Annotated in this window: 21 protein-coding genes; 12 read left to right on the top strand and 9 right to left on the bottom strand. The window is 70.1% G+C overall.

The annotated features are described in order from the left end of the window. On the top strand, positions 1-336 hold a 336-nt coding region (locus ABZ208_RS01590; protein WP_356907556.1), incomplete at its 5' end, for a hypothetical protein. A 114-nt stretch (positions 337-450) separates the two neighbouring features. Here the strand turns inward: ABZ208_RS01590 and ABZ208_RS01585 are convergent. Genes ABZ208_RS01585 through ABZ208_RS01570 form a run of 4 tightly spaced genes read right to left on the bottom strand, consistent with a single transcriptional unit; the run spans position 451 to position 6,221 of the window. Next, on the bottom strand, positions 451-2,625 hold the full coding sequence (locus ABZ208_RS01585) for a 3-hydroxyacyl-CoA dehydrogenase NAD-binding domain-containing protein (protein ID WP_356907555.1): 2,175 nt from the start codon (positions 2,623-2,625) through the stop codon (positions 451-453). 38 nt (positions 2,626-2,663) lie between these two features. After that, the gene (locus ABZ208_RS01580) at positions 2,664-3,878 is read right to left on the bottom strand and encodes an acetyl-CoA C-acetyltransferase (RefSeq protein WP_356907554.1); all 1,215 of its coding nucleotides are present in this window, start codon (positions 3,876-3,878) and stop codon (positions 2,664-2,666) included. Positions 3,879-3,927: 49 nt separating this feature from the next. Then, a complete protein-coding gene (locus ABZ208_RS01575) occupies positions 3,928-5,070 on the bottom strand; it encodes an acyl-CoA dehydrogenase family protein (protein ID WP_356907553.1) in 1,143 nt (380 codons plus the stop codon). Next, on the bottom strand, positions 5,067-6,221 hold the full coding sequence (locus ABZ208_RS01570; RefSeq protein WP_356907552.1) for a CaiB/BaiF CoA-transferase family protein: 1,155 nt from the start codon (positions 6,219-6,221) through the stop codon (positions 5,067-5,069). Before ABZ208_RS01570 ends, ABZ208_RS01575 begins: the two co-directional genes overlap by 4 nt. A 202-nt stretch (positions 6,222-6,423) precedes the next feature. Between ABZ208_RS01570 and ABZ208_RS01565 the strand changes: the two genes are divergently transcribed. Then, positions 6,424-7,623: a saccharopine dehydrogenase NADP-binding domain-containing protein gene (locus ABZ208_RS01565; protein WP_356907551.1), complete on the top strand. Its 1,200-nt coding sequence runs from the start codon at positions 6,424-6,426 to the stop codon at positions 7,621-7,623. A gap of 45 nt (positions 7,624-7,668) precedes the next feature. Here the strand turns inward: ABZ208_RS01565 and ABZ208_RS01560 are convergent, their stop codons facing one another. Continuing rightward, complete coding sequence (locus ABZ208_RS01560; protein WP_356907550.1) at positions 7,669-8,364, bottom strand: endonuclease V; 696 nt, start codon at positions 8,362-8,364, stop codon at positions 7,669-7,671. A 43-nt stretch (positions 8,365-8,407) separates the two neighbouring features. On the opposite strand from ABZ208_RS01560, the gene ABZ208_RS01555 reads away from it, so the two are divergent. Further along, the gene (locus tag ABZ208_RS01555) at positions 8,408-8,707 is read left to right on the top strand and encodes a YciI family protein (RefSeq protein WP_356907549.1); all 300 of its coding nucleotides are present in this window, start codon (positions 8,408-8,410) and stop codon (positions 8,705-8,707) included. A gap of 4 nt (positions 8,708-8,711) precedes the next feature. Here ABZ208_RS01555 and ABZ208_RS01550 read toward each other — a convergent pair whose 3' ends face one another. Continuing rightward, positions 8,712-9,809, bottom strand: coding sequence for an oxidoreductase (locus ABZ208_RS01550; protein ID WP_356907548.1), 1,098 nt, complete (start codon positions 9,807-9,809; stop codon positions 8,712-8,714). A 159-nt stretch (positions 9,810-9,968) separates the two neighbouring features. Here ABZ208_RS01550 and ABZ208_RS01545 point away from each other — a divergent pair, with 159 nt between their 5' ends. Further along, positions 9,969-10,385, top strand: coding sequence for an SsgA family sporulation/cell division regulator (locus ABZ208_RS01545; protein WP_328405389.1), 417 nt, complete (start codon positions 9,969-9,971; stop codon positions 10,383-10,385). A gap of 22 nt (positions 10,386-10,407) precedes the next feature. Here the strand turns inward: ABZ208_RS01545 and ABZ208_RS01540 are convergent, their stop codons facing one another. Then, positions 10,408-11,280, bottom strand: a complete 873-nt coding sequence (locus tag ABZ208_RS01540) for an isocitrate lyase/phosphoenolpyruvate mutase family protein (RefSeq protein WP_356907547.1) — start codon at positions 11,278-11,280, stop codon at positions 10,408-10,410. 367 nt (positions 11,281-11,647) lie between these two features. Between ABZ208_RS01540 and ABZ208_RS01535 the strand changes: the two genes are divergently transcribed. From ABZ208_RS01535 to ABZ208_RS01520, 4 genes are all read left to right on the top strand, one after another. Beyond that, positions 11,648-13,288: an ATP-binding cassette domain-containing protein gene (locus ABZ208_RS01535; protein WP_356907546.1), complete on the top strand. Its 1,641-nt coding sequence runs from the start codon at positions 11,648-11,650 to the stop codon at positions 13,286-13,288. A 178-nt stretch (positions 13,289-13,466) separates the two neighbouring features. Next, positions 13,467-14,243, top strand: a complete 777-nt coding sequence (ddaH, locus tag ABZ208_RS01530) for a dimethylargininase (RefSeq protein ID WP_356907545.1) — start codon at positions 13,467-13,469, stop codon at positions 14,241-14,243. A 115-nt stretch (positions 14,244-14,358) separates the two neighbouring features. Then, the gene (locus ABZ208_RS01525) at positions 14,359-15,333 is read left to right on the top strand and encodes an acyl-ACP desaturase (RefSeq protein ID WP_356907544.1); all 975 of its coding nucleotides are present in this window, start codon (positions 14,359-14,361) and stop codon (positions 15,331-15,333) included. A 141-nt stretch (positions 15,334-15,474) separates the two neighbouring features. Then, a complete protein-coding gene (locus ABZ208_RS01520; protein ID WP_356907738.1) occupies positions 15,475-16,428 on the top strand; it encodes a chitosanase in 954 nt (317 codons plus the stop codon). On the opposite strand, the gene ABZ208_RS01515 is transcribed toward ABZ208_RS01520, so the two are convergent. After that, positions 16,400-17,755 carry an SDR family oxidoreductase gene (locus ABZ208_RS01515; RefSeq protein WP_356907543.1) on the bottom strand — a complete coding sequence of 452 codons (1,356 nt, stop codon included), beginning with the start codon at positions 17,753-17,755 and terminating at the stop codon, positions 16,400-16,402. The genes ABZ208_RS01520 and ABZ208_RS01515 overlap by 29 nt on opposite strands. Positions 17,756-17,886: 131 nt before the next feature. Between ABZ208_RS01515 and ABZ208_RS01510 the strand changes: the two genes are divergently transcribed. The 4 genes from ABZ208_RS01510 to ABZ208_RS01495 all read left to right on the top strand — a co-directional run bounded on the left by ABZ208_RS01510 (position 17,887) and on the right by ABZ208_RS01495 (position 20,737). Further along, entirely contained in the window at positions 17,887-18,198 is a 312-nt protein-coding gene (locus tag ABZ208_RS01510; RefSeq protein WP_356907542.1) for a hypothetical protein, read from the top strand. Continuing rightward, positions 18,191-19,426 (top strand): hypothetical protein, encoded by a 1,236-nt coding sequence (locus tag ABZ208_RS01505; protein WP_356907541.1) that lies wholly within the window; start codon positions 18,191-18,193, stop codon positions 19,424-19,426. Before ABZ208_RS01510 ends, ABZ208_RS01505 begins: the two co-directional genes overlap by 8 nt. A gap of 103 nt (positions 19,427-19,529) precedes the next feature. After that, positions 19,530-20,135 (top strand): hypothetical protein, encoded by a 606-nt coding sequence (locus tag ABZ208_RS01500; RefSeq protein ID WP_356907540.1) that lies wholly within the window; start codon positions 19,530-19,532, stop codon positions 20,133-20,135. Beyond that, entirely contained in the window at positions 20,132-20,737 is a 606-nt protein-coding gene (locus ABZ208_RS01495) for a hypothetical protein (RefSeq protein ID WP_356907539.1), read from the top strand. Before ABZ208_RS01500 ends, ABZ208_RS01495 begins: the two co-directional genes overlap by 4 nt. A gap of 3 nt (positions 20,738-20,740) precedes the next feature. On the opposite strand, the gene ABZ208_RS01490 is transcribed toward ABZ208_RS01495, so the two are convergent. Then, a complete protein-coding gene (locus ABZ208_RS01490) occupies positions 20,741-20,995 on the bottom strand; it encodes a WhiB family transcriptional regulator (RefSeq protein WP_356907538.1) in 255 nt (84 codons plus the stop codon). Positions 20,996-21,014 lie beyond the last annotated feature (19 nt).

The following is a 21,014-nucleotide window of genomic DNA, read 5'->3' as shown; positions in this document are numbered from 1 at the left end:
GGACCAACGGGCCCCACCGGCCCGACGGGGGACACCGGCCCCACGGGTCCCACCGGCCCGACGGGCGCCACGGGCTCTGGCCCGGTCACTGGTTACCAAAGGGTCTTCAACACCGTGGCCTGCACGGGTGACAACATCTGCACCATCTCAGTGAGCTGTCCGGCCGGCAAGGTGGTCACGGGCGGGGGCTTGGACAGTGCCGTCCTGGCCAGCAGCGGTCTCTACGTCATGGAGACCCAGCCGATCAACGACACCACATGGTCCGGCACCTACCGCAACGCCACCGGCAGCACCATCAACGTCACTGTCTGGGGCGTGTGCGTCGACGCCCCGTGACGCGGTGAGCTGACCTGCCGGAAAACCCAGGGGCGCAGCCGGACGGCTGCGCCCCTGGTGGGCGGTTCACATCGCAGCAGTGGATCCCGTCCGCCCCGATGCCGCGGGACCGGATCAGGCGTCGGTGAAGACCTCGCCCCGCTCGGCCTTCTCGACCAGCAGCGCCGGCGGCTCGAACCGCTCGCCATAGCGCTCGGCCAGCTCACGGGAGCGCGCCACGAAGCCGGCCGGACCGCCCTCGTAGCCGTTGATGTACTGCAGCACGCCACCCGTCCAGGCGGGGAAGCCGATGCCCATGATGGAGCCGATGTTGGCGTCCGCGACGGAGGTGAGCACGTTCTCCTCCAGGCAGCGGACGGTGTCCAGAGCCTCGGAGAAGAGCATGCGCTCCTTCATGTCCTCGAACGGGACCTCCACGCCGGTCTTGCCGAAGTGTTCCCGCAGCCCCGGCCACAGACCGGCCCGCTTGCCGTCCTCGCCGTACTCGTAGAAACCGGCTCCACCGCTGCGGCCCGGGCGCCCGAACTCGTCGACCATGCGGTCGATCACCGCGTCCGCCGGGTGGCCGGTCCAGGTGCCGCCCGCCTCCTCGACCGCGCGCCGGCTCTCGTTGCGGATCTTGCGGGGCAGGGTGAGCGTCAGCTCGTCCATCAGGGAGAGCACCTTGGCCGGGTAACCGGCCTGGGCGGCCGCCTGCTCGACGGAGACGGGGTCCACGCCCTCGCCGACCATCGCCACGCCCTCGTTGATGAACTGGCCGATGACGCGCGAGGTGAAGAAGCCGCGCGAGTCGTTGACCACGATCGGGGTCTTGTTGATCTGGCGGACCAGGTCGAAGGCGCGGGCCAGCGCCTCGTCGCCGCTGCGCTCACCCTTGATGATCTCGACCAGCGGCATCTTGTCGACGGGCGAGAAGAAGTGCAGACCGATGAAGTCGACGGGACGCTCCACGCCCTCCGCGAGGACCGTGATGGGCAGCGTGGAGGTGTTGGAGCAGAGCAGGGCGTCCGGCTCGATGACCGCCTCGATCTCCTGGAACACCTTGTGCTTGAGGGCGGTGTCCTCGAACACCGCCTCGATCACGGCGTCGCAGCCCGCGAGGTCCGCGGGGTCGGACGTCGGCGTGATACGCGCGAGAAGCGCGTCGCGCTTGGCCTCGGTCGTACGGCCCCGGGAGAGCGCCTTGTCGAGCAGCTTCTCCGAGTACGCCTTGCCCTTGGCCGCCGCCTCGGCGGTGACGTCCTTGAGGACGACCTCGATGCCGGCGCGGGCGCAGGAGTACGCGATGCCCGCGCCCATCATCCCGGCGCCGAGCACGGCGACCTTGCGGACGGGGCGCGGCTCGATGCCCTTGGGCCTGCTGGCGCCGGAGTTCACCGCCTGCAGGTCGAAGAAGAACGCCTGGATCATGTTCTTGGCGATCGGGCCGGTGACGAGCTCGGTGAAGTACCGCGCCTCGATGATCTGCGCGGTCTCGAAGTCGACCTGGGAACCCTCGACGGCGGCCGCGAGGATGTTGCGCGGCGCCGGGTAGGGCGCGCCGGCGGTCTGCTTCTTCAGGTTCGCGGGGAAGGCGGGAAGGTTGGCGGCGAACTTGGGGTTCGACGGGGTGCCGCCGGGGATCTTGTACCCCTTGACGTCCCAGGGCTGCTGGGAGACCGGGTTGGCGTCGATGAAGGCGCGGGCCTTGGCCAGCATCTCCTCGGGCGTCGCGGCCACTTCGTGCACGAGGCCGTTCTCCAGGGCGCGCTGCGGGTTGTACTGCGTCCCCTGGAGAAGGACCTTGAGCAGCGCGTCGGCGATGCCCATCAGCCGCACGGTGCGGGTGACGCCGCCGCCCGCCGGCAGCAGGCCGAGGGTGACCTCGGGAAGGCCGATCTTGGAACCGGGCGCGTCGAGGGCGATCCGATGGTGACAGGCCAGGGCGATCTCGTAGCCACCGCCCAGCGCCGCGCCGTTGATGGCGGCGACGACGGGCTTGCCGATCGTCTCGATGCGGCGGAGGGCCCGCTTGATGCCCATACCCGCCTCGAAGACGGCCTGGACGTCCTCGGGGCCGGCCTTGATCATCTCCTTGAGGTCGCCGCCGGCGAAGAACGTCTTCTTCGCGGAGGTGAAGATGATGCCGCGGATGGCTTCCTGCTCGGCCTCCACCCGGTCGGCGATCGCCGTGATGGATGCCTTGAAGGCGTTGTTCATCGTGTTGGCGGACTGGTTGGGGTCGTCGAGGACGAGGGTGACGACGCCGGTCTCGTCCTGTTCCCAGCGGATGGTGGTGGATTCACTCATGGTTCTGGTTACTCCGTACGGGAGGGAAGGACGGGGGGTCAGAGACGCTCGATGACGGTGGCGATGCCCATGCCGCCGCCGACGCACAGCGTGGCGAGGCCGTACCGCTTGTCCTGGCGCTCCAGTTCGTCGATGAGGGTGCCGAGGATCATGGCTCCGGTCGCCCCGAGCGGGTGGCCCATGGCGATCGCGCCGCCGTTGACGTTGATCCTGTCGAGCGGGAGACCCATGTCGTCGGCGAAACGCAGCACGACGCCCGCGAACGCCTCGTTGATCTCGACCAGGTCGATGTCGTCGATGGTGAGCCCGGCCTTGGCGAGCGCCTTGCGGGTCGCCGGCGCCGGGCCGGTGAGCATGATGGTCGGCTCGGAACCGGAGACGGCGGCCGAGACGATGCGGGCCCGCGGGGTGAGCCCGTAGCGCTCGCCGACCGCCTTGTTGCCGATCGCCACGAGCGCCGCGCCGTCCACGATGCCGGAGGAGTTGCCGGCGTGGTGGACGTGGTCGATCTTCTCGACCCAGTGGTACTTCTGCAGCGCGACGGCGTCGAAGCCGCCGAGATCCCCGATACCCGCGAAGGACGGCTTGAGCGCGGCAAGGGACTCTGCCGTCGTGCCAGGGCGCATGTGCTCGTCCTGGTCGAGGACGACCAGGCCGTTGCGGTCGCGCACCGGGACGACCGAGCGGTCGAAGCGGCCGTCCTTCCAGGCGGCCGCGGCCCGCTCCTGGGAGAGCGCCGCGTACTCGTCGACGATGCGGCGGGTGTAGCCACCGAGGGTGGCGATGAGGTCGGCGCCGATGCCCTGCGGTACGAAGCCGGTGTCGTAGTTGGTCATGGGGTCGGCGAACCAGGCACCGCCGTCGGAGGCCATCGGCACCCGGGACATGGACTCGACGCCGCCGGCCAGCACCAGGTCCTCCCAGCCGGAGCGGACCTTCATCGCGGCCATGTTGACGGCTTCGAGGCCCGAGGCACAGAAGCGGTTCTCCTGTACGCCGGCGACGGAGTCGGGCAGCCCCGCAGCGATCGCCGCGATCCGGGCGATGTCGGAGCCCTGGTCACCGACCGGGCCGACGACGCCGAGGACGATGTCGTCGATGGCGGCCGGGTCCAGGCCCGGGAAGCGGGCCTTGATCTCATGGATCAGTCCGACGACGAGGTCGATCGGCTTGGTGCCGTGCAGCGCGCCGTTGGCCTTGCCACGGCCGCGCGGGGTGCGGATCGCGTCGTACACATACGCTTCGGTGCTCACTGTCGGGAGCCTTTCGATGAGGGTGGGCCGAGCAGAATCAGGTGGGGGGTCAGCCGAGCAGCGAGCGGCCGATGATCTCCTTCATGATCTCGGTCGTGCCGCCGTAGATCGTCTGGATGCGTCCGTCCGTGAAGGCCTTGGCGACGCGGTATTCGGTCATGTACCCGTAGCCGCCGTGCAGTTGCAGGCAGCGGTCGGCCACGCGCTTTTGCAGCTCGGTGGCCCACCACTTGGCCATCGAGGCGTGGACGGCGTCGAGCGCGGCATTCGCGTGGTCCTCGATGCAACGGTCCAGAAAGGCCCGGGTGACGGCGCACTCGGTGGCCATCTCCGCGATCTCGAAGCGGATGTGCTGAAGTCTCGCGAGCGGCCGGCCGAAAGCCTCCCGCTCCTTCACGTACTCGGTGGTGATCTCCAGCAGATGCTCGGCGGCGGCGATCCCGGCGACGGCGATGGCCATGCGTTCCTGCGCCAGATTGGTCATCAGGTGGACGAAGGCGCCGTTGAGTTCGCCGAGCAGATTCTCCTTGGGGACACGTACGTCGTTGAAGAAGAGCTCCGCGGTGTCCTGCGCCTTCTGGCCGATCTTGTCGAGGTTGCGGCCGCGCTCGAAGCCCTCCGTGCCGCGCTCGACGACGAGCAGGGTCAGGCCGCGCGCGCCGCCCTGAGGGGTGGTCTTCGCGACGACGATCACCAGGTCGGCGAGGATGCCGTTGGAGATGAAGGTCTTCGAGCCGTTGAGGAGCCAGTGGTCGCCCCGGTCCTCGGCGGTGGTGCGGATGCCCTGGAGGTCGGAGCCCGCACCCGGTTCGGTCATCGCGATGGCGGTGATGATCTCGCCGGTGCAGAAGCCGGGCAGCCAGCGCCGCTTCTGCTCGTCGGTGGCCAGTGAGGTGAGGTACGGGCCGATGATGTCGTTGTGGAGCCCGATCGCGAGTCCGGGTGCACCCGCACGGGTGAATTCCTCGTGAAGCACGGCGGCGTACCGGAAGTCGTCGTTCCCGCCGCCCCCGTACTCCTCGGGCACCGCGAGGCCCAGCAGCCCCTGACGGCCCGCGGCCCGCCACACCTCCCGGCTGACGATTCCGTCCTTCTCCCACTGCTCGTAGTGGGGCAGCACCTCCTTGGCGAGGAAGGTACGGACGGTGTCACGGAAGGCGTCGTGCTCCGCGGCGAAGATCTGACGCTTCAACGGTCCTCCTGGGGCCGGGTACCGGCCTCGATGCCGGTCGTGATGCTGGGTACGTCCCAGTCGCGGGCCACCGCTTCGGTGTCCGCGCCGGGCTGGGCGGGCGGACGGGTCACGGCCCCCGGAGTGGCGGAGAAGCGGGGTGCGGGCGCGGGCTGGGTGATGCCGCCGTGGTCGACGAAGGTGCCGCGGGCCGCGAGATGCGGATGGGCCGGGGCCTCGCGGAGCGAGAGGACGGGGGCGACGCAGGCATCGGAGCCCTCGAACACGGCCGTCCACTCCGCGCGGGTGCGCGTCCTGAACCGTGCGGCGACCGCCGCACGCAGCTCGCCCCACCGGTCGAAGTCCTTGCGGGCCGGGACCTCGTCCTTGATGCCGAGCAGCTCGATGAACTCGTTGTAGAACTGCTGCTCCAGCGCCCCGACCGCCATGTACTGACCGTCAGCGGTCTCGTAGGTGCCGTAGAAGGGGCAGCCGCCGTCGAGCAGGTTCGCGCCGCGGCGGTCCTGCCAGCCGCCGGCCGCCATCATGCCGTGGATCATCGTGGCCAGATGCGCCGCGCCGTCGACGATGGCCGCGTCGACGACCTGTCCGGTGCCGCCGGCACGGGCGTGCTGGAGCGCCGCGAGGACGCCGATGACGAGGTAGAGCGAGCCGCCCGCATAGTCGCCGACGAGGTTGGCGGGGACGGTCGGGGGCTCGTCCGGCTTGCCGATCATGCCGAGCGTGCCGGTGACGGCGATGTACGCGATGTCGTGACCGGCGCGCTGGGCGAGCGGCCCCTCCTGCCCCCAGCCGGTCATGCGCCCGTAGACCAGGCGCGGATTGCGGGCGAGGCACTCGTCGGGGCCGACCCCGAGCCGCTCGGCCACGTGGGGGCGGTACCCCTCGATCAGTACGTCGGCCCGTTCGACCAGGTCGAGCACCTGGCCGGGGCCGTCCTCGGCCTTGAGGTCGATCAGCACCGACCGCTTGTTGCGGTTGGTGAGGTCGTACGCCGGATCGATCGCGAGCCCCGCACCGCCGGGGCGGTCGACGCGTACGACATCGGCGCCGAGGTCGGCGAGGAGCATCGCGGCGAACGGGCCGGGCCCGATACCGGCCAGCTCCACCACACGCACCCCGGCCAGCGGACCGTTCCCTGACGCTGTCATCCAGCCCCCAGCAATGTGACACTACTGATGTAACACCAGTGATGGTAAGAACGCGTTCCACTCCGCACAAGACCTTGGGCCGAGCAAGCGCTTAGCTTCCCCAGACTCGCAGGTTACTGATGGGAAACGCATCTTCTGCGCGGCCGCCGGGCACGCTAGCCTCAGCCACCGACATCAGCGTGGGGCAACGGCGGAGGGGCCATTGAACAGCCAGAACGGGACCGGTCGCGCGCAGCGCCCGTACGACATGGTGCTCTTCGGGGCCACGGGATTCGTCGGTGCGCTGACCGCCGAGTACCTCGCGCGGCACGCGCCCGACGGCTGCCGCTGGGCGATCGCGGGGCGCAATCGGGTGAAGCTGGAGCAACTGCGCGAACGGCTGTCCGCTCTCGATCCGCGCTGCGCCGAGCTCGCCCTGATCGTGGCGGACGCGGACGACCACGAGGCGCTGCGGGAGCTCGCCGAGTCCACCCATGTCGTCGCCACCACGGTCGGTCCCTATGTCTGGTACGGCGAGGGCCTGGTCTCTGCGTGCGCCGAGGCCGGGACCCACTATGCGGACCTGACCGGTGAGCCGGAGTTCGTGGACCTGATGTTCGTCCGGCACGACGCGCGGGCCAGGGAGACCGGTGCCCGGATCGTCCATGCCTGCGGCTTCGACTCGGTACCGCACGATCTGGGCGCGTACTTCACGGTGCGGCAGCTGCCCGAGGGCGTGCCGCTGGCCGTCGACGGATTCGTCCGGTCGAACGCCATGTTCTCCGGTGGCACCATGGCGTCCGCGCTCACCGCCATGGGCCGGCCCCGCCAGTCGGCACGCGCGGCGCAGGAGCGCCGGCTGCACGAGCCGCGCCTGGTCGGGCGGCGGGCGCGGGCACCGCTCGGCGCTCCGCGCTTCAGCCGCGAGACCGGTGCGTGGGCGCTGCCGCTGCCGACGATCGACGGGCAGATCGTGGCGCGCTCGGCCCGTGCGCTCGATCGCTACGGCCCCGACTTCCGCTACCGGCACTACGCGGCGGTCAAGTCGCTGCCGATGGCGCTGGGCGGCCCGGCGGCGGTGGGCGCGGGCGTGGCGCTCGCCCAGATCCCGGCCGCCCGGCGCTGGCTGATGGACCGTTACGAGCCGGGCGAAGGACCGAGCGAGAAGCGACGCGCGCGGAGCTGGTTCACGGTCCGCTTCGTGGGCGAGGGCGGCGGGCGCCGGGTCTTCACCGAGGTCGCAGGAGGCGACCCGGGCTACGACGAGACGGCGAAGATGCTCGCCGAGTCGGCGATGTGCCTGGCCTTCGACGACCTGCCGAAAACCGCGGGACAGGTGACGACGACGGTGGCGATGGGCGACGCGCTGCTGGAACGGCTGCGGGCCGCGGGGATCACGTTCCGCGTGGCGGACTCGCGCTAGGCCCTGTCCGGGCGATCCTGTCGGGCCCGCGCCCCCCGGAGGGGGTCACGCCGACGTGGCCTCCTGCAGTGCGCGACGGCACAGGGAATCCGCGCGACGAGTGGTCTCCGGGATGCGGTAGTCGGGGGCCAGGTGCAGGGTGTGGGCGCATGCGTTCGCCAGGGTCACGCGGTGGCCGGCGGAGACGAAGACCGGCTTGACGCCGTTCTGGGTGCGCAGCGCCCGGCCGACCTCCTCGGCGTCGTCCGCCAGCAGCGGGGCGAAGTCGCCGCGCCCGCGGCCCGGTTCACCGTAGGTGAAGACGAACGGGTTCTTCGCGACGCCGATGGTCGGCAGACCGGTGAGCACACCGAGGTGGCTGGCGAGCCCGAAGCGCCGCGGGTGCGCCCGGCCGTAACCGTCGCAGACGACAAGTCCGGGACCGGCCGTGAGGGCGTCCAGCGCGGCCAGCACCGTCGGGATCTCACGGAAGGCCAGCAGCCCCGGGACGTAAGGGAAGGTGACCCGGCCGATCGCGGTGGCCTCGTCCACGACCGCGAGCGTCGCGGCGTCCAGGACGACGGCCGCGGCGGCGACGATGTCGCGTTCGTCGTCGTACGCCACATCGACGCCTGTCACAAGTCCGGTGCCGGGCGGCGGGCCGGGCTCGTCCAGGACGACTCGGGTTCGCAGTTCGTCCTGGACGGCCAGGGCAGCCGCTTCGGTCATGGGCCAGCCGGCGGGCGCTTCGACGATCTTCATGGTGCGGCACAGCCTACGCGGCCCGAGAGGTAGCCTCCGGATCATGTTCGTACTCGAATTGACCTACACCGCCCCGCTCGAGAGGGTCGATGAGCTGCTCGAAGCCCATGTGGAGTGGCTCGACGCCCGGTACGAGGAGGGGGTGTTCATCGCCTCGGGCCGCAAGAACCCGCGCGACGGCGGGGTGATCCTCGCCGTCGGGGACGACCGCGCGCGGATGGAAAGGATCACGGCGGCCGACCCCTTCGTCGCCGGCGAGGTGTGCACGTACCGGATCACGGAGTTCATCATGACCAGGACCGTGCCAGAACTCGCCCCCTACCGGCAGCAGTTGCCGTCCTGACCGGTCAGAATTCCAGGCGCGCCACGCGGCCCTTCTCGCCGGCGGCCCAGCAGCCGAAGTCGGGTGTGCAGTCGACCGTGTCGAACGAGCCGGTGTCGACGGTGCGCCAGGTGCGCCCGGCGTCGACCGTCAGATCGGTGCCCGTCGGCCCGACCGCGAGCGCCGCCGTCCTGCTGTGCGGCAGCCAGGCCACCCCCGAGCGGTACGCGGGCGGCGGCGTCGTGGACTGCCTCCAGCTGCGGCCGCCGTCGTCCGTGACCGCGGCAGCCTGCGGGGACGCCTGGTCGGGGCGGTAGTCGCCGCCGACCGCGAGACCGTGGCCACGGCCCTGGAACGCGAGGGCGAAGACGCCGCGCGCCGGGTCCCCGGCCGGGATCGTGGATTCGGCGGCGCTCCAGTGCAGGCCGCGGTCGGCGGAGTGGAGCACCCGGGCGGTCGCCCCGCCGCCGGTCGCCAGCCAGACGTCCTTGGGCCCCGAGCTCACCAGGCACTGGCCACTGGCGGCGAAGCCCGCCTCGCCGGGCAGCGCCGCCGGCATCCCGTCGTTCGGCAGCACCTTCCACGACTTGCCGCCGTCGCCGGTCGACAGGATCCGGTACTTGCCGTCCACCGGGTCGCTCATGGCGAGCCCGTGCCGGCTGTCGAAGAACGTGATGCAGTCGTAGAACGCCCTCGGGTCGTCGTTACGGAACGACTCGGTCCAGGTCGCCCCGCCGTCGTCGGTACGGAACACCCGGGACGCCTCCCCCTCCCCGATGGCCAGCACCACCGCACGTCTGCCGTCGAACGCCTCGATGTCACGGAACTGGAGCTCGGCCGCGCCCGGCGGCGAGACATCGAGCCAGCTGCGGCCCCCGTCCACCGTGCGCAGCACCTTTCCCTTGGACCCCGCCACCCACGCGATCCTGCGGCTGACGGGCGCAAGCCCGCGAAAGCGCGCGTCGGTCCCGGTGTCCTTCACGCTCCAGGCGGGCGCACCGCCCTGCCCGGTCGCAGGGTGCTCCGCCGGTAATGCCTGCGCCGGAGCGGCCAGCACTGCTGCCGCAACAACCGTGCACAACCCCAGCGAAACCGCTCGTCCCGTCTTCCCCTTGGATGTCATGGCGCTGGAAGCTAGCCCACGGGCGGTACCCCGTCCAGGGCGCGTCCTTGCCGGACGGTGACGCAGGTCACGTCCCGTCGCGATGCACGGATCCGGTCGTTCCGCCGTCTACACCCATGTCAGGGAGCCAACAGCGTGCCGCGCATTGAGGAGCAGGCCTTGTCCACCGTCATCGAGCAGGGCGTCCAGGCCCGCCTGGTCGCCTCGGCACCCCTGATGGAGTCCATCCCGGTGACCTTGCGCTACGACCGCGAGGACCCCTTCGCCGTGCGGCTGGACTTCCCGGCGCCCGCCACGCTCGAGGGTGAGGACATCTCGTGGGCGTTCTCCCGCGAGCTCCTGGCCGCGGGCGTCCACGAACCGGCGGGTGTCGGGGACGTTCGCGTCCGGCCGTACGGGTATGACCGTACGGTGCTGGAGTTCCATGCCCCCGAAGGCATGGCGATGGTGCACATCCGCACAGGCGAGCTGCGCCGTTTCCTCAAGCGCGTACAGGGGCTGGTCCCGTCCGGGCACGAGCATCTGTATCTGGATCTCGACCGCGATCTGACCGAGCTGCTGCGCGACCCCTGCTGAGCCGGTCCTTCGGCGGCCGGGCTCAGAGGCACTTCATCCCGATCTTGCCGGGCTCACCTGAACCGGAAGAAGGGCGCTGGCGGACATCCGCACCGAGCAGCGCGTTGAGTTCCGCGTAGTCGTAACCCCCGGTCAGGGATGCGTACGTACCGTCGGTGAGCAGTTCTGCGGCCGCGGCGCGTACCAGCCCGTGGACAGCCTGCGCGATCCCGGAGCCGACACTGACGCGCGCCGCACCGAGCCGTCCCAGTTCCGTCGTGGCCGGAGCACCGGGTCCCGCCAACACGTTGAGCGGCGCGCCGATGCCCTTGGCGAGTGCCTCGACGGTGTCCGGGTCGACGACGCCCGGGACGAAGATCCCGTCCGCTCCGGCGGCGATGCATGCGGCAGCCCGCCTCAGCGTCTCCTCCAGCCGGTCCCCCACCGGACCGATGCCGGCCAGATAGACGTCGATACGGGCGTTGACGAAGAGCGGCACCTGCGCGGCGTCGGCGGCCGCGCGGGCCGCGGCGATGCATCGCACATGCTCGGCCGCCGGCCGGGGCCCGTCCTCGATGTTGACGCCGACGGCACCCGCGTCGAGCACCTCACGGACCGTCGCGGCTACCCCGTCGGCGTCCACCGCGTAGCCGCCCTCGATGTCCGCCGAGACCGGCACGTCCACGGCGGCGGCGATACGCGCGATCCTGGCGAGCGCGCCCGCGCGGTCCACCCGGTCACCGTCCGCGGCATCCAGGCTCCAGGCGACTCCCGCGCTGGTGGTGGCGATCGCAGCGGCGCCCGCTTCGGCAATGATCCGGGCGCCGGCGGTGTCCCACGCGTTGGGGAGGACCAGCGGACGGCCGGGGACGTGCAGGGCGTGGAAACGGCGGGCGAGATCGTGAAGGTTCGTCATGCCGTGCACCCAACCACCGCTCCGGGCAGGGTGGCTGGCAGCTTTGCGACGTCAACCTGTCGGCTGCCCGGCGTCTCGGCACCTCGGTACCGATGCCTCGGGAAATACATTTGACGCTCCCCAGGGGGCCTCCTACCGTGACGAGTGGTTCTGTTGTCGTCGATCGGAGTAGGACGTTGCTCGTCTGAGGTCATGAGACACCGTGTGGCACGGATTCTGCCCGTGCTCGTCGTGTGCGACCTCGGCGTACCGCCGTCCACTGTCCGACCGGGACCCTTCTCTTCGTCGCCCCTTCGGCCGCCGTCGCCCGCGCTGTGGTGTCTCCATCCGTTGCCCTACCCCTTCCACGCAACCAGGAGACCGCTGTATGACCACCTTCCCCACGCATGTCACCTGCTCCTCGCTGAGCTTCGCCTGGCCGGACGGCACGAGCGTCTTCGACGGATTCCATCTGGCGGTCGGCCCGGGCCGTACCGGGCTCATCGGCCTCAACGGGTCAGGGAAGTCCACCCTGTTGAGGCTGATGGCCGGCGACCTCGCACCGACCGGTGGAGCGGTACGCGCTCTGGGCGAGATCGGCTACCTCCCGCAGAATCTGGTGCTCGACACCGCGCTGCGGGTGGACGAGGTGCTCGGCATCGCCGCGAAGCGTGCCGCACTGCACGCCATCGAGGCCGGTGACCCGAGCGACGAGCATTTCACCGCGATCGGCGACGACTGGGATGTCGAGGAGCGCGCATACGCCACGCTCGAGCAACTGGGCCTCGGGCACATCGGCCTCGACCGCACCATCGGGGAGGTCTCGGGCGGCGAGGGCGTGCTGCTCCGGCTGGCGGCCCTGCTGCTCGCCCGTCCGGGGGTGCTGCTGCTCGACGAACCGACCAACAACCTTGATCTGTACGCCCGTCAGCGGCTCTACGACGCGGTGGCCGGCTGGTCGGGAGTGATGGTCGTCGTCAGTCACGACCGCCGGCTGCTCGACCTCGTCGACCAGATCGCCGAGCTGCGCGACGGCGAAGTGAGCTGGTACGGAGGCAACTTCACCGCGTACGAGCGAGTGGTCGCCGTCGAACAGGAGGCCGCGGAGCGCATGGTGCGCGTCGCCGAGGCCGACGTGCAGCGCCAGAAGCGCGAACTGGTCGACGCACACGTCAAGTTGGCCCGCCGCAAGCGGTACGGCCAGAAGATGTGGGACTCCAAGCGGGAGCCGAAGATCGTGATGGGTGCGCGGAAGAGGGCCGCCCAGGAGTCCGCGGGCAAGCACCGCATCATGCACACGGAGCGGCTCGCCGATGCGAAGGAGCGGCTGGACGAGGCCGTGGACGCGGTGCGCGACGACGACGAGATCCGTATCGAGCTGCCGTTCACCAAGGTCCATCCCGGCCGCGGCGTACTGCGGCTGAGCGATCTCCGGCTGCCGTACGGGGCCGAGGTGCGCGGCGAGCTGGAGGTGCGCGGCCCGGAGCGCGTCGCGCTCGTCGGCCGCAACGGCGCGGGCAAGACCACCCTGCTGCGGACGATCGCCGGCGAGCTGACGCCGCTCGCGGGCACTGCGGTGGCCGAGGTGCCGTTGCGTTTCCTGCCGCAGCGGCTCGATGTGCTCGACGACGGGCTGAGCATCGCGCAGAACGTGGCACGGTTCGCTCCCGAGGCCACGGACAACCGGATCAGGGCGCGCCTGGCGCACTTCCTGTTCCGGGGCGCACGAGCCGATCAGGCGGCCGGAACCCTGTCGGGCGGCGAGCGCTTCCGTGCGGCGCTGGCCGCGCTCCTGCTCGCTGAACCGGCGCCGCAGCTGCTGATGCTCGACGAGCCGACGAACAACCTGGACATGGCGAGCGTGCGCAGGCTGACGGCCGCGCTGGAGTCGTACGAGGGCGCACTGATCGTGGCGAGCCACGACGTGACGTTCCTGGAGTCGATCGGCATCACGCGCTGGCTGCTGCTGGACGGCGAGCTGCGCCCGACGACGGCGGAGGAGGTGCTCGAAGGCCTGCGGGAGCGGTGAGGGGCGCCGGGGGCGGACCGCAGCCCCCGGCAGCCGAACGGCCGCACCGGCCCGACGGCTTTCGGGGCCGCCGCCACGGTTCGACGCCACGCCCGGCGGGCACGCGGTCCGGGGGATTCCCTCCCCCGAACCCGCGGGACATGATGGGCCCGCACCCGAGACACCAGGAGAGTCGCCCGTGCCCAGCAGGAAAGCCCTGATCCGCCGCCCCAGCCCACGTCTCGCCGAGGGGCTGGTCACCCATGTCGAGCGCCGCCCCGTCGACCCGGAGCTGGCACTCGCCCAGTGGGAGACGTACACCGGGGCGCTGCGCGAGCACGGCTGGGAGACCGTCGAGGTGGCGCCGGCCGACGACTGCCCGGACGGGGTCTTCATCGAGGACACCGTGGTGATGTTCCGCAATGTCGCCCTCATCGCCCGCCCGGGCGCGGAGTCCCGGCGGCCGGAGACCTCCGCGGTCGAGGAGATGCTGGCACGGCTCGGCTGCTCGGTGAACTGGGTGTGGGGGCCGGGCACCCTCGACGGCGGCGATGTCCTCAAGGTCGGCGACACGATCTACGTCGGCCGCGGCGGCCGTACGAACGCCGACGGGGTGCAGCAGCTGCGGGCCGCCTTCGAGCCGCTCGGTGCGCGCGTCGTCGCCGTCCCGGTGAGCAAGGTCCTGCACCTGAAGTCGGCCGTCACCGCGCTGCCGGACTCCACCGTCATCGGCTACCCGCCCCTGGTCGACAGCTTCTCCCACTTCCCCCGCCACCTTCAGGTACCCGAGGAGTCCGGGGCCCACGTGGTGCTCCTCGGCGGCGGAAAGCTGCTGATGGCGGCAAGCGCGCCGAAGACGGCGGAGCTGTTCGCGGACCTCGGCTACGAGCCCGTACCGGTGAACATCAGCGAGTTCGAAAAGCTCGAAGGCTGTGTGACCTGCCTCTCCGTACGACTGCGTGACCTGTATGCATAGCGCGACGTAATAGGACATTGCGGTCGCGGGCTTGGCGAGCGGCTTACCGCCTGCTTAACCTACGGCTTCGTAACCTACGAGAACGTAGGTAGCTCTCCCGTCCCCAGGAGTACTCGTGACGATCACCTCTCCCCACCTCGGCAGCTCGGAAGCGTGGACCGACGCCCGGCTGCTGTACGCGCTGGAGGAGGTGGTGGAGAAGGAGCTCAACCGCCATCTCAAGGTCGCCAAGGACTGGATGCCGCACGAGTACGTCCCCTTCTCCGACGGCCGCAACTTCCCCGGCTTCTTCGAGGACGGCGAGGCCTGGCAGCCCGAGCACTCCAAGGTCACCGACATCGGCAAGATCGCGCTGGTGGTCAATCTCCTGACCGAGGACAACCTCCCCAGCTACCACCATGAGATCGCGTCGCTCTTCGGCCGGGACGGCGCATGGGGCACGTGGGTGCACCGCTGGACCGCGGAGGAGGGCCGGCACGGCATCGTGATGCGTGACTACCTGCTCACCTCGCGCGCCGTCGACCCGGACAAGCTCGAGCAGTTCCGGATGGCCCACATGTCCGAGGGCTTCGAGTCTGACAACCGGCACTCGATGCTGCACTCGGTCGCGTACGTGGCCTTCCAGGAGCTCGCCACCCGGGTCTCGCACCGCAACACCGGACACCAGTCGGGCGACCCGGTCTGCGACCGGATGCTGGCGCGCATCGCGACCGACGAGAACCTGCACATGGTCTTCTACCGCAATCTGCTGGGCGCGGCCTTCGAGATCGCCCCCGACCTCACCATGCAGGCCGTGCGCGATGTCGTCGTGAACTTCCGGATGCCGGGACACGGCATGCCCGGCTTCGAGCGGGCGGCCGCGCAGATGGCGATCGGCGAGATCTACAACCTGCGCATCCACCACGACGACGTGCTGCAGCCGGTGCTGCGCTTCCTCAAGGTCATGGAGATCGACGGGCTCGGCCCCGAGGGGCAGCAGGCCCAGGACGAGCTCGGCCTCTACATGGACGGGCTGAACTCCGAGGCACTCAAGTTCGACGTGAAGCTCGAGGCCCGCAAGGCCCGACTGGCCGCGCGCGCGGCCCGCTGAGGCGTTCCGGGGGGCGCGCGCCGCAGCGGGCCGCGCCCCGGGCCACCGGTCCGCAGAGCGGGCAGGTGGCGCAAACTCCGCGATGAGGGTGGCCCTGCCGGCGGCCATCGGTCGCACCGTACGCTGTGCCGCGTGAAACCCCTGACCAGACTCGTCCTCTTCGGCGCGCCTGTGGCCATCGCCGCCGCCTTCGTCTCCGGCCTGGGCGGCCACGGCGAGCGGCCGGCCGACAACCCCGCCTTGCGGACCCGGCAGGCAACGGCACCCGATCCGCTGAAAGCCGGGAGCGAGAGCGAGCAGAAGAAGCAGGACGCGCTGATCGACGCCATGCCGCCCGGACTCGCCGCCCCGCTGAAGAAGGAGATGGCGGCGCGGCTGGTGGCGAGCGCGGAGAACTCGACCCTGGACTGGCGCAGCCTGTACGGGGCGATCGAGTACTCCGGCAACGGCGACGGCTACGTCGCCGGCATCATCGGCTTCTGCTCCGGCACGAACGACATGCTCCAGCTCGTCGAACACTTCACGAAGGAGCACCCGGGCAACCCGCTCGCCTCCTACCTCCCGGCCCTGCGCGCGGTCGACGGCACCGATTCCCGGGAGGGACTCGGCCCCCGCTTCGAGGCCGCCTGGACGAAGGCCGCCGAGGACCCCGCGTTCCGCACGGCCCAGGACGAGATCCGGGACCGGATCTCCTTCGATCCCGCCGTACGGCTCGCGAAACTGGACGGACTGTCCACGCTGGGCCAGTTCATCTACTACGACGCCATGGTGCTGCACGGCCCGGGCCTCGGACCCGAGGGCTTCTACGGCATCCGTGAGGCGGCGATGCGCAAGGCCGACACGGCGGCGGCGGGCGGCGACGAGAGGGCGTATCTCACCGCCTTCCTCGATGCACGGCGTGCCGTGATGATCCGGCAGAAGAGCGAACAGGCCAGGGACACGTCCCGGATCGACACCGCACAGCGGGTCTTCCTGCGCAACGGGAACATGGATCTGGCGACGCCGCTGACCTGGCAGGTCTACGGGGAGGCCTTCCGCATCACGTCCGCGCAGCTGCCCGGCCGGCTCACCACGCGGCCTCCCGGTAGTCCTTGAGGAACACGCCGGCCAGCGGCTCGCCCGCCTCGCCCCGCACGATCGGGTCGTAGATCCGGGCCGCGCCGTCGACCACGTCCAGAGGCGTACGTCCGCCGGCGGCGGCGATACGCGCCTTGCGCGGCGCCGGGTTCTCGTCGGTGATCCAGCCGGTGTCGACGCTGCACATATGGACGCCCTCGGCGGCCAGCTGCTGAGCGCTGGTGCGGGTGAGCATGTTCAGGGCCGCCTTGGCCATATTGGTGTGAGGGTGGCCGGACGTCTTGTTCCGTACGGCGAACCGGCCCTCGACGGCCGTCACGTTGACGATGTACCGGCGCGGCCGCGGCGAGGCGAGCAGCAGCGGCAGCAGCCGGTCCGCCAGCAGCGTGGGCGCGAGGGCATTGACCAGCTGGGTCTCCAGCAACTCGGCCGGGTCGAGGGACCCGAGCCGCGCCGACCACGAATTGCCGGGTGAGAGGTCGGGCAGCAGTCCGGCCTCGTCGGCGTCCTCCAGTACGAGGGCGAGCGCGCCGCCCGTCCCCGCGATCGCGGCCATCGGCGCGAATCCTGGCGCGGTGAGCACCCCGGGCACGGGCACACCGCTCTCACCCGCGGAGAGCAGCGCGTACGACTGCGGTGGCCGGCGTATCGTCTGGGCCGCGTTGTTGACCAGGATGTCGAGCGGGCGGCCCTCGCTCCGCAGCTGTTCACACAGACCGAGCACCTGGCGCGGGTCGCGCAGGTCGACGGCGACGACGGTGATCCGGTCGAGCCACCGCTCGCTGCCCGGCGCCGCCCGGAAGCGGCGCAGGGTGTCGTCGGGAAACCGGCTGGTCACGAGCAGCTCGGCGCCGTCGCGGAGCATCATGAGCGCCAGCTGGAACCCGATCTTCACCCGGCCGCCGGTAAGCAGGACGCGGCGGCCGGTGAGGTCGGTGGACAGGGCGCGACGCGCGGTGTTGTCGGCCGCGCAGGGCGGGCAGAGCCGGTGGTAGAAGCTGTCGACCTGTCGATAGAGGGCCTTGCAGACATAGCAGTGCCGTGCCCGTGCGTAGTACCTGACGGCACCCCGGCCCCTGCCCGCACCGGAGTCCGCTCCCGCTTCGAGCGGGGCGTCCTCACGCCGGTCGAGCGCACCGGTCGCGGTGCCGGCCGCGAGGGCCGCATCGGCCTCGGAGCGGGCATTCCGGAAGGCCTTGCGGCGCTTGTTGCGGCTCTCGCGCGCGAAGGATGCGGCGATCTCCTCGCCCCGCATCCGCAGGGGATGCCCCAGGGGCAGGGCGCGCAGCCGTCGTACCGTCAGGTCGAATGTCTCGAGATCGTCGCTCGTGACCTGGTCGTTCATGTGATCCACCACCCCCGTGTGTCCGGTGATCCTAACGACCGGCCGTCAAGGCGAGCATCCGGATATCCCACCACCCGTACGGGGTACGGCATGTATCCGGTCCGGTCGATGGTCTGCCAAGGTGGTCGGCCATGAATGCCCTTCTTCAGGCGGACATGAATCAACTGGGCCGCTTCTCCCGTGCGCTGGACCGCTCACTGACCTCGCTCGCCGAGGCGAGACACGGGCTGGAGCATGTCCGTGCCGACCAGCTCGGCACGAAGGAACTGGACGACGCGTGCGACGCCTTCCAGGAGCGCTGGAAGTACGGGGCGCAGCAGCTGGATTCACGGATCAAGTCGGTGAATGACGGGGTGAAGGCCAGCCACAAGGGCTACACGGAGGTCAACACGGCGATCGCCGCGGCGTTCCTGGCGGTGGAAACCGGGGACGCACATGCCTGAGTATCCGTACCTGGGCTGGGACCCCGTACCGGGCAGCCCCACGGCGATCGATGCCCTGCAGAAGAAGCTCACGACGTCGGCGACGGCACTGGGCACAGCCCACAAGCTGGTCGAGCAGCTTCTGGGCGAGAGTACGCACTGGCGCGGCGAAGCGGCGACGGCGTTCCGCGACTCGCTGGACGGCGAGCTCCCCCGCCACTTGAAGAATGCCCACCGCTCGGTCTCGAAGGCCGCGGCCCAACTGAGCACCTGGCACGACAGCCTGGTGAGCTACCAGGCGACGGCCACGCGCTACGAGACCCGCGCGAAGCTCGACCATGCGGCCCTGTCCCGGGCCGAGTCCCACCACGACGCGGTCAGCGCCACGTCGGAGATCGCCCAGTCCGAACTCTCGGCGGCGACGGCGGCGGTGACGAGCGCCCGGGAGGCCCTGGCCACGGTCCGGGCCCAGGCCCGCGAACTGGAGGAGACGCACCGGGCGGAGGCGTCGCGCATCGCGAAGTCGCTGAGCGAGGCGACGGACAGGTTGGCGCCGCGGGAGCCGGGGGTGATGGACCAGGTTCTGAAGTGGATCGATGAGGACCTGGGGGATTTGCTGTCCGATGTTTCCGCCATTGCGGGATTCCTGGCCTTGGCCATCGGGCCGGTCTTTCCGCCGGCGGGGCTGGTGCTGATGCTGGTGGCGACGGGTGCCAGCATCGGCGCTCTGACGCTGCATCTGGCGGATTCCAAGATGCGCAAGTCTCTCAAGGACGGTTTCACCAAAGGCGAGTTCGACGCAGACTTCTGGGACAGCGCGGTCACGTTGACGGGTGACGCGCTTGGCTCGGTTCCCGGCGTCGCCGCGATCGCGCACGGTGCGAAGTCCGCGACGACTGCGGTCCAGGCTGCGAATGCTGCGGCGGATTCCGGCACGCTTGCGGCGACGGTTGCGGGCGGGCGGGGGTTCTCCAGCGGGGCGTGGAACGCAACGGACGACCTGCGTCAGGTGGAGAACCCGCTCACTGAGTGGGCGCTGCAGAGTACTCCGCGGTACGTGAAGGAAGGTGTCAAGTACACGTTCGCAGGGGCAGGAGCAGCAGCCGCAGTCACTCATTACCCGCCCTTCGATGACAACGAATCCATCGCCAACACCGCCACCGGGGTCGACGGTGCGCGGGCACTTCTTGACGACGGTCCCAGCGCCGCGGCGAAGGCGGCACAGGCCTGGGCCGCCCTTGCACGCTAGTCACAAACGATGAGGCAGCTTCATGATGAACGCGTCAGACGCTCCCCCGCCCCCACTCTGGTTCCGGTTACCACCGGGCTATCACCAGTTGGACACAATGGGCTTGGCAGACATCGACCAAGTCGCCAGAACCGTCCTGCCGTCGATCCTGGACGATCGCTCGACAGTTGACCGCACGCTGAACGAACTACGCGTAATCTTCAGCCTGCTCAGCGCCATGCGCGGCAACGACAGCGTCCACGCTTCGCTCGGTGTCCATCCGGACGGGGATGTCGGGGCGGCCTTTTCTGTCTTCTCGCTCTCCGTGACCCGCACCGAGATTCGCAGCCCAGCGCTGGCAGCCGCGCAGAGCGCACTCGCGATCGCGAAGTCCCCCGTCTGGAGAACCAATACAACAAGGCACCTTCAATTGCCGATTGGCATGTCGGCCACACTCGTTGCCGGGTTTCTGTCTGCGCCACCAGCCGAACTCCTCGCGGGGGCTGGAATCGACGCATCGACGTGCGAGGTCTTTCAGGCGCGGCTGGCTGTCCCGTTCCCAACCAACAGGCACATTGCCGTGGCCGATCTCACCAGCGCAGCCATCCGCCACGCGGAGTCGTACACCGACATTGTGGAGGGAATCGCGCAGACCATGACGTTCGAATCACCTGCACAGTCGACGGTGTCGAGCCGACCGCCCTCCCGCATTCTCGAGCTGTTGCAATGACGCCACGGCCGTCAGCAATTCCGCTGACCAAAGCAGCACTCGACCATCCGCCCACGGCAACCGGCCAGCGCCGTCTCGTCCTCAAGCGTCGCGCCTGGCTGGGTGGCGTCCTGTTGGTGGGAACAGGATCCGCCTACATGGTGGCTGCCGAGCCACCGTCACGGATGGTCGGGTTCATCATTCTGAACATCCTGTTCTACCCGCTCACCCTGGGAGTCACGTTCCTCGCCCTACGCCGCACCCGCCGCAACGCCGCCATCCTCAAGACGTACCCCTGGCGCGCCTACCCCTGCGAGTACCCCCACCGCTCGCTCGAGAGCCCCAAGGTCATCAGGATCAAGTTCACCGACAACCACGCCCCGACTCTCAGATTCACGCCGTTCTCCGTGAACCTCAAGGAGAAGCAGAACCCTCGGCCCGACATGATCTGGTTCGCCGGCGACATCCGGTACGGCGGCGTGGTTTCGCCCGTCGGCGGGCATTTTCCCGTGCGGGTCGTGCCCGATGCGCCCCGGGAAGCCGTACCGGACGGGACCCCCGAGGCGGACGAGCTCGCCCAGCGGGCGGACCTGGTCAGAGGCGGGAAGGTGCGGACAACCTAGGGATCAGCGCGGCGCGCGCTCCGCGCGCCGGAGGCTGTGGCGTTCCTTTTCCGAGAGGCCGCCCCAGACGCCGAACCTCTCGTCGTTGGCGAGCGCGTACTCCAGGCACGCCACGCGGCCCTCGCACGCCCCGCACAGTTGCTTGGCCTCGCGGGTGGAGGAGCCTGGGGCCGGGAAGAAGAACTCCGGGCCGGCCTGGGCGCACAACGCGGTCTCCTGCCAGGAGAGTTCTTGGTCGGTGATGATGTTGATCGGCATGACTGACACGTTGCCGCCC

The organism is Streptomyces sp. NPDC006208 (assembly GCF_040613775.1).
In the GTDB taxonomy this organism is placed as follows: domain Bacteria; phylum Actinomycetota; class Actinomycetes; order Streptomycetales; family Streptomycetaceae; genus Streptomyces.
Note: the sequence above shows the minus strand (reverse complement) of the source record. Positions and strands in the feature narration are given on the sequence as shown.